This window comes from Streptomyces sp. NPDC056347, from assembly GCF_042262625.1.
GTDB lineage: Bacteria > Actinomycetota > Actinomycetes > Streptomycetales > Streptomycetaceae > Streptomyces.
The window spans coordinates 1-7,807 of record NZ_JBHJQP010000264.1 but is presented as its reverse complement, the minus strand read 5'-3'; the positions used below and the strand labels follow the sequence as shown (position 1 = coordinate 7,807).

Sequence of the window (7,807 nt, the reverse complement as noted above, 5' to 3'; positions counted from 1 at the left end):
GAACACGACACGGCGGGCCGGACGACGCCCCGAGGCGGAGTCCGGCCCGCCGTGTTCTCGCGTTTCATCCGCATTGGAGACCATTCACCCGCTTTCCCAAGTCATTGACTCCAGACCCTTGACGGTGGAGTTGGCGAAAACTACGTTCTGGTCCACGGAAGTTCACTTCCGATCTGCGGAAACTTTGAAACGTTCCCTCATCGCAACTCCCCGGAGCCCCCTATGACTGCCGTGGATGACCGGTCGAGCGTGGAAACCAACGGAACAGCCAGCTCCGGTTTGTACACGTACGATCTCGCCCCGACGAAGAAGGAAGGGCGCCGCTGGGGCGCCTACAACGTCTTCACCCTGTGGGCCAACGATGTACACAGCCTCGGGAACTATGCGTTCGCCATCGGGCTGTTCGCGCTCGGGCTCAATGTGTGGGGCATTCTCGCCGCCTTCGCCCTCGCGTCCGTCCTGCTGTTCCTCCTGCTGACGCTCTCGGGCTTCATGGGGCACAAGACCGGGGTCCCCTTCCCCGTCATGAGCCGCATCGCCTTCGGCGTCAGGGGCGCGAAGATACCGGCCATGGTGCGCGGCGCGGTCGCCATCGCCTGGTTCGGCATCCAGACCTACCTGGCGTCGTCCGTCCTCAGCACCCTGGTCGTCACGATGTTCCCCGGCCTCCGGTCGCTGAGCACCGACTCCGTACTCGGCCAGTCGACGCTCGGCTGGATCACCTTCCTCGCCCTGTGGGCCCTCCAGGTGCTCATCGTGAGCTACGGGATGCAGATGATCCGGCGCTACATGGCCTTCGCCGCGCCCACCACCCTGATCACCATGTGCGCCCTGGCGGTCTGGATGTTCGTGCGCGCCGACGGCTCGATCTCCTGGTCCGTCGACCAGCCGCTCACCGGCGGCGCGATGTGGCTGCAGATCCTCGAGGGCGCCGCGCTCTGGGTGGTGATCTACGGGACGTTCGTACTGAACTTCTGCGACTTCACCCGGTCCGCCAGGAGCCGCGGCTCCATCGTCCGGGGCAACGTCGTCGGCATCCCGGTGAACATGCTGTTCTTCGCGGTGATCGTGGCAGTGCTCAGCGGGGCGCAGTTCAAACTGGACGGCCAGGTCATCACCAGCCCCACGGACATCGTGCGGACGATCCCCAACATGTTCCTGCTGGCCATCGCCTCGCTCGCGCTGATCGCGCTGACCGTCGCGGTGAACCTGCTGGCCAACTTCGTGGCACCCATCTACGCCCTGGTCAACCTCTTCCCGCAGCGGCTGAACTTCCGCCGGGCCGGGCTGGTCAGCGCCGTCGCGGGGCTGGTGATCCTGCCCTGGAACCTCTACAACAGCCCAGTCGTGGTGAACTACTTCCTCGGCGGACTCGGCGCCCTGCTCGGCCCCCTCTTCGGTGTGATCATGGCGGACTACTGGCTGCTGCGCCGGTCCCGGGTGAACGTGCCCGACCTGTACACCGAGGGCGCGCAGGGCGACTACCACTACCGCCGGGGCTTCAACCCCCGGGCCGTGTGGGCCTTTATCCCCAGCGCCGCGATCGCCGTCGTCGTCGCCCTGGTGCCCTTCTTCGGCGCCGTGTCCGGGTTCTCCTGGTTCATCGGCGCCGTCCTGGCCGCGCTGCTGTACACGGCCGTCGCCGACCGCACCGCGCAACTCAACGACGTGGACGGCGAGTCCATCGCCGTCGCCGCCGAATGAACCGCCCAGCAGAGAGCCGAGCCATGCGCATCCTCGTCGTCAACGTCAACACCACGCAGTCCATCACCGACTCGATCGGCGAGCAGGCGGCCGACGCGGCGTCGCCCGGCACCGAGATCGTTCCGCTGACACCCGCCTTCGGGGCCGAGTCCGTCGAGGGCAACTACGAGAGCTACCTCGCCGCCATCGCCGTGATGGAGGCCGTACGCGCCTACCCCGGGCCGTTCGACGCGGTGATCCAGGCCGGTTACGGCGAACACGGCCGCGAGGGCCTTCAGGAACTGCTCGACGTGCCGGTCGTCGACATCACCGAAGCCGCCGCGAGCACCGCCCAGTTCCTCGGCCGCAGCTACTCCGTCGTCACCAGTCTGGACCGCACGGTCCCGCTGATCGAGGAACGCCTGCACGCCGCCGGGCTGAGCGCCCGGTGCGCCTCGGTACGCGCCAGCGGCCTCGCCGTGCTCGATCTGGAGCGGGACGAGAAGGCCGCCGTGGACGCCATCGTGGAACAGGCCGCCCGCGCGGTGGAGGACGACCGCGCGGAGGTGATCTGCCTGGGATGCGGGGGCATGTCCGGGCTCACCGAACGCGTCGTCGAACGCACCGGGGTACCCGTCGTCGACGGGGTGAGCGCGGCGGTGACCATCGCCGAGTCACTGGTACGGCTCGGCCTGAGCACGTCCAAGGTGCGTACGTACGCCACCCCGCGGCCCAAGAGGATCCTCAACTGGCCGCCCCGGGGGTGACCCTGCGCGCGGGGGCCTGTCTCACAGCAGGCCCCTGCGGGCCGCGATCACCCCGGCCTGGAAGCGGTTGGCCGCGCCGAGCAGTTCGTGCAGTCTGCTGATCCGGCGGCGCATGGTGCGTACCGACCAGCCGAGCTGGCGGGCGATCGCCTCGTCCTTGAGGCCGCTGACCAGCAGGGTGAGGACGAGCCGGTCCTCCTCTCCGAGCGGGTCCTCGGCGGGGGCCTCCAGCGGCAGGGCCTGCTTCCAGCACAGCTCCCAGTAGTGGGTGAGCGCGTCGAGCAGGGTGGACGGGCGGATCACCGCGGCGCGTACGTCGTGCAGGTCGAGGGAGAGCGGCATCAGGGCGAGCTTCCGGTCGGCGATGGCGAGCTTGATGCCGAGACCGGGCAGGACCCGGGCCTGTTCGCCGTGGCGGACCAGCTCGCGGATGTCGTCGAGGACACCGGGCCACTCCAGCGCCTCGGGGGCGTAGACCGCGCGGTAGCGCACGCCCCGGCCCAGCGCGGTCGCCTCCACCGGGTTGGAGGTGGTCAGGGCGTAGGGCGGCCGGTCCAGGGTCATGACGTCCTGGTGGGCCTCCTGCTGGAGGCGGACGAACCACCGGCCGAGGGCCTCGCTTCCGGTGGTGATCTCCACCTCGTCCTCACCGCCCGCCCCGGCGCACGCCGCGGCGAACAGCCGGGACAGCTCACCGGCCGCCGACCGGACCTTCTCCAGCTCGTCGGTCCTGGCCCGCACCAGCGCCTCCACGGCGGCCTCCGGCTCGATCGCCGCGTACCGGCGACGGGCCCCGGCGAGCCGGCCGACCAGCCCGTGGTCACGGAGCCGGTCCAGCGCCCGGGCGACACGCTCGGCCGAACATCCGAGGTCTGCGGCGAGTTCGGCGGGCGCCGCGGTCCGTCGACCGAGCACATGGCGATAGACGCTCTCGTCGAACGGGTCGATACCCGCGGCAGTGAGCTGTGAGGTCTCGGGAGTCATGAACGGATCGTGGCCCAGACATGCCACCGGCAGCAATGGGCCACGGAGATCCGTTGTGCGGCAAGCTCCATGACCGGTAGGACCTTTGCGCATGGCAATGAAGTCACGAAGACCGCGTCATGCGGCACTCGCCGTCGTAGTGCTCGCCGGCGCCCTGGCGGCCTCGCCGGGCGCCGCCGACGCGTCCACCACCCCCGATCCGCCCCGCCGGGTACTCGTCGAACTGTCCGGCAGCCCCGCGGTGACCGCCGCGCCCGGCGGTTCGCTGTTCGCCGCCGGGGCCGCCCGCGACGTCGGGGCGGCGCGCCGCGCCCTGGCCGCGCGGCAGGAGACATTCCTCGGCTCGGCGCGGGACGCCGGACTGCATCCCTCGGCCACCCGGAAACTCGGCCTGCTCATCGACGCCGTCGCGATGACGGTGCCCGCCTCCGAGGTGGGCCGTCTCTCCTCGCTGCCCGAAGTTGCCGCCGTCCGCCCCGACACCCGGATGCTGACGAAGACCGGCACGAGCGTGCCGCTGACCGGCGCCCCCGGCGTCTGGCGGCGCGAGGACCCCGCCGGGACCCGGGCCGACGGCACCGGGACCACCGTCGCGATCCTGGACAGCGGCGTGGACTACACCCACCCCGACCTGGGCGGCAAGATCGGCAAGGGCCACAAGGTCGTCGGCGGGCACGACTTCGTCAACGGCGACGACGACCCGATGGACGACAACGGCCACGGCACCCATGTCGCGGGCATCGTCGCGGGCCGGGCCGCCGGGAAGGACGGCGTCACCGGCATGGCGCCGGGCGCGAAGCTGCTGGCGTACAAGGTGATGGACGCCGACGGCGCCGGCTACACCTCGGACATCATCGCCGGGATCGAGGCCGCCGCCGACCCGGCCAACCCGTACCGTGCCGACGTCATCAACATGAGCCTGGGCGGCCCCGGCGACGGCAGCGATCCGCTGGGCCGCGCGGCCACCGCGGCCGTGGAGGCCGGTGTGGTCGTGGTGGCCGCCGCGGGCAACGAGGGGCCGGGCGCGGGCACGGTCAGCACCCCCGGCATCGCGGACGGGGTGATCTCGGTCGGCGCCTCGACCAGCGGCCTGCGGCTGCCGAGCGCCTATCTGGCGGGCCGGAAGCCCGAGTTGATCCAGACCTACCGCGGCATCCTGTCCGCGAACCCGCCCGAGCAGCCGGTCACGGCCCCGCTCGTCGACGTCGGCGCGGGCACCCCCGAGGACTGGGAGCGGGCCGGTGACGTACGCGGAAAGATCGTCCGCGCCGAGATGCTCGTCGCCGCCGACACACGGGACCTGAGGGCCGACGCCCTGGAGTGGGCCCGGGAGGCGGAGAAGCGCGGCGCGCTCGCCGTGCTGGGCGGACTGCCCACCGCCGACGGTCCGGTGTTCCTCGCCGGAGAAACGGGAGCGGTCCGGCCGCCGGAGGCGAGCACCGGACCGGGCGTGGTCCAGGTGCCTTCGTCGTCCGCGCGGATCGACGCCTCCGGCGACTCGCTGCGCATGGACCGGCTGGTGGTCATGGGCATCGACTCGACCCAGTACACCGAACTGAGCGCCCGGCTCGGCACCGGGAAGGTGTCGGTCACCCTGCGCGGCACCGACGCCACCGATCAGATCGCCTCGTTCTCCTCGCGCGGCCCCACCCCGGCCTTCGCGCTGAAGCCCGACCTGGTGGCGCCGGGCGTGGAGATCCGCTCCACCATCCCCAAGTCCCTGTACGGGCCCGGCCAGTACCGCATGTCCGGCACGTCGATGGCGGCCCCGCATGTCGCCGGGGCGGCCGCCCTGCTGCGCCAGCTGCACCCCGGCCGGACCCCCGCCGAGATCAAGGCCGAGCTGATGGGCACCGCGAAGCCGCTGGCCGGCACCGGGCCCACCACGAGCGGCTCGGGCCGGCTCGACGTCGCCGCGGCCGCCGCCGCCACTCTCAGCGCCTCACCCCCGTCGGTGTCGTTCGGCCTGGCCGACCTGTCCGGCAAGCGGATCGGCGGCACCGCGAAGGTGACGCTGCGCAACACCGGCGGCCGTGCCCTGTCGGCCGCGCTGAGCACCGACGGCCCGGCCACCGTCTCGCCGAAGCGGATCACCGTACCGGCCGGACGCAGCGCGACCGTCACGCTCTCGCTGCGCACCGCCCGGCCCGCCGCCGACACCGAGACGGCCGGCCGGCTCACCGCGACCCCCGACCGCGGTCCCGCGATCGGCGTGCCCTATCTGCTCGCTGTACGGCACCTCGCCGTCCAGGCCGCCCCCGACCCGAGCGACGGCCGCACGACCGTGCACATCGCCCCGCCGACCCCGCTCACCGCACCCCCGGTGGTCACCGTCACCCCGCCCCGCGGCAGGTCCTTCGAGGTGCCCGCCGCCCTCGACGCGAAGACCGGCTACTACCGGGCCCCGGCCACCGGCGCCGACCCCGGCGTCTACCGGGTCGAGGTGCGGGGCACCACCCGCAGCGGTCGAGTGCTCACCGGCTCCGCGTTCTTCGAGGTCACCCCGGCCGACAGCCGCACCGACCGCTGGGAGCCGGCCGGGCCCAACAGCGAGGCGGGCTGGGTCGCGCTCTCCCCGGACCGGCCGAAGCAGGCCGTCCTCACCCAGTACCAGCAGGCGGCCCCCTGGCTCACCACCGACAACGGCGCCTCCTGGCGCCGCCTGGGCCGTCTCCCGGTCCCCGAGGGCACCGGCCCGCTCGTGGTCGACGCGAAGAACGCCGACCGCTGGTGGTACGCGGTGAACAGCGTCCACGACGGCAGCCGGCGGGGCACCATCCTGCGCACCGACGACAACGGACGCACCTGGCGCACACTCGACGTCCCGGACACCCGGTTCGCGGCCCTCGCCGCCGACGAGCGGACCCGCACCCTGGTCGCGGTCACCTCGGACGCGCTGCTGGTCAGCACGGACGCGGGCGACCACTGGACGACGTACCCGACCGGTGTCCCCGGCAGCGTCAGGACCGCCGTCCTCACCGGGAACACCCTCTACCTGTCGACGTACGACGGAGTCTGGTCCCGTTCCGGTATCGGCTCGGGCGAGCCCGGTGCGGCACGCCTGGTCCTCGACCCGGCCGGTGAGACCGTCGGCTCGATGGCGGCCGACGCCTCGGTCGTGGCGGCGTACGTCCCGGGCCTGGGCGTGGTCGGCTCCCACGACGGCGGGAAGAAGTGGGCCACCCTGCTGCCGCTGGCGGAGGGCGGCGTCAACCTGCTGGCCTCGGGCGGCGACCTGTACCTGACCACGACGCTCGGCACCGCCCGGGTCAGCCACGACAGCGGGAGGACCTGGACCGAGGCACCCCAGCCGACCCGGGCGGCGCTGCCGTTGGACTACGACCGCTGGGCCGACGGGTCCGTGACCGTCGCCAGCGAGCAGGACGGCCTCTACCGCGGCGCCGACGACGGTACCGGGCTCCGGCGGATCGGCGTCCAGGGCCTGACCGTCAACGACCTCGCGGTCAGTGACGGTCGGCTGCTCGCCGCCACCGACAGCTCGGTCTACCGCACCACGCTTCCCGTCCGGGGCCCGGAGTGGGGCCGGTCGGGCGGCGAGGGCCGAAGGGGCGTCGCCGTCCCGCAGCTCGCCGTGTCGGCCAAGGACCCCAAGGTGGTCTGGCGGGTCCGGCGCACCGCGTCGGGATCGTTCGCCGTGGAGCGCAGCGGGGACGGCGGGGACCACTGGCAGGAGCGGGGCACCTCGTCGGAGGTCCCGACGGCCCTGCTGGTCCACCCCGCCGACCCGGACCGGGTGCTGGTCGGCTTCCAGAGCCTGCTCGGCAAGGGGCTGTTCGCCACCGGCAACGGCGGGGCGACGTGGAAGAACCTGTACCACGGCCGTTCCTTCGACGCCCTCGCGGGCGACCCCGCCGACCCGCTGCGTCTGTGGCTCGGCAGCCGCGACGGCCTGTTCCGCTCGGACGACGGCGGCGTGACCCTGACCAAGGTGGCCGACGGCCCCGTGACCGCGATCGGCCTGGAAGGGCGGCGCCTGGTCGTCGGCGGTGAGACCGTCCGGGTCAGCACGGACGGCGGCCGCGGCTTCCGCACCGCGGACACCGGCGCGCTCGCCCTCCACGTCTCCGACCTGCTCCGGGTGAAGGACACCTGGTACGCGGCCACCACCGCGTCCCGGGCCAGTGGGCTCCCGCAGGGCGGCCGCGGCGTCCTGCGCAGCACCGACGGCGGCCGCAGCTGGCAGAACATCTCGTCCGGCCTGCAGAACACCGACACCACGAGGCTGGCCGCGAGCCCGGACGGCCGCACGCTCTTCGTCGGCACCGTCGACGGCGGTGTGCACCGCCTGGCCCTGCGCCGCTGAGCACCGTGCCCGTGGGGGCGCCGGGACGGGACCGTATCCGTCCCGGCGC

4 protein-coding genes are annotated in these 7,807 nt (G+C 72.8%); 3 read left to right on the top strand and 1 reads right to left on the bottom strand.

The window, feature by feature from the left end; genetic code table 11:
• The first annotated feature begins 222 nt into the window (after positions 1–222).
• Both ACFCV8_RS34620 and ACFCV8_RS34615 read left to right on the top strand, forming a co-directional pair.
• Positions 223–1,704, top strand: a complete 1,482-nt coding sequence (locus tag ACFCV8_RS34620) for an NCS1 family nucleobase:cation symporter-1 (RefSeq protein WP_376689484.1) — start codon at positions 223–225, stop codon at positions 1,702–1,704.
• A 23-nt stretch (positions 1,705–1,727) separates the two neighbouring features.
• Positions 1,728–2,450, top strand: a complete 723-nt coding sequence (locus ACFCV8_RS34615; protein WP_376689483.1) for an aspartate/glutamate racemase family protein — start codon at positions 1,728–1,730, stop codon at positions 2,448–2,450.
• A 21-nt stretch (positions 2,451–2,471) separates the two neighbouring features.
• On the opposite strand, the gene ACFCV8_RS34610 is transcribed toward ACFCV8_RS34615, so the two are convergent.
• Positions 2,472–3,434, bottom strand: a complete 963-nt coding sequence (locus tag ACFCV8_RS34610; RefSeq protein ID WP_376689482.1) for a helix-turn-helix domain-containing protein — start codon at positions 3,432–3,434, stop codon at positions 2,472–2,474.
• 91 nt (positions 3,435–3,525) lie between these two features.
• Between ACFCV8_RS34610 and ACFCV8_RS34605 the strand changes: the two genes are divergently transcribed.
• Positions 3,526–7,758, top strand: a complete 4,233-nt coding sequence (locus ACFCV8_RS34605) for a S8 family serine peptidase (protein WP_376689481.1) — start codon at positions 3,526–3,528, stop codon at positions 7,756–7,758.
• The last annotated feature ends 49 nt before the right edge of the window (positions 7,759–7,807 follow it).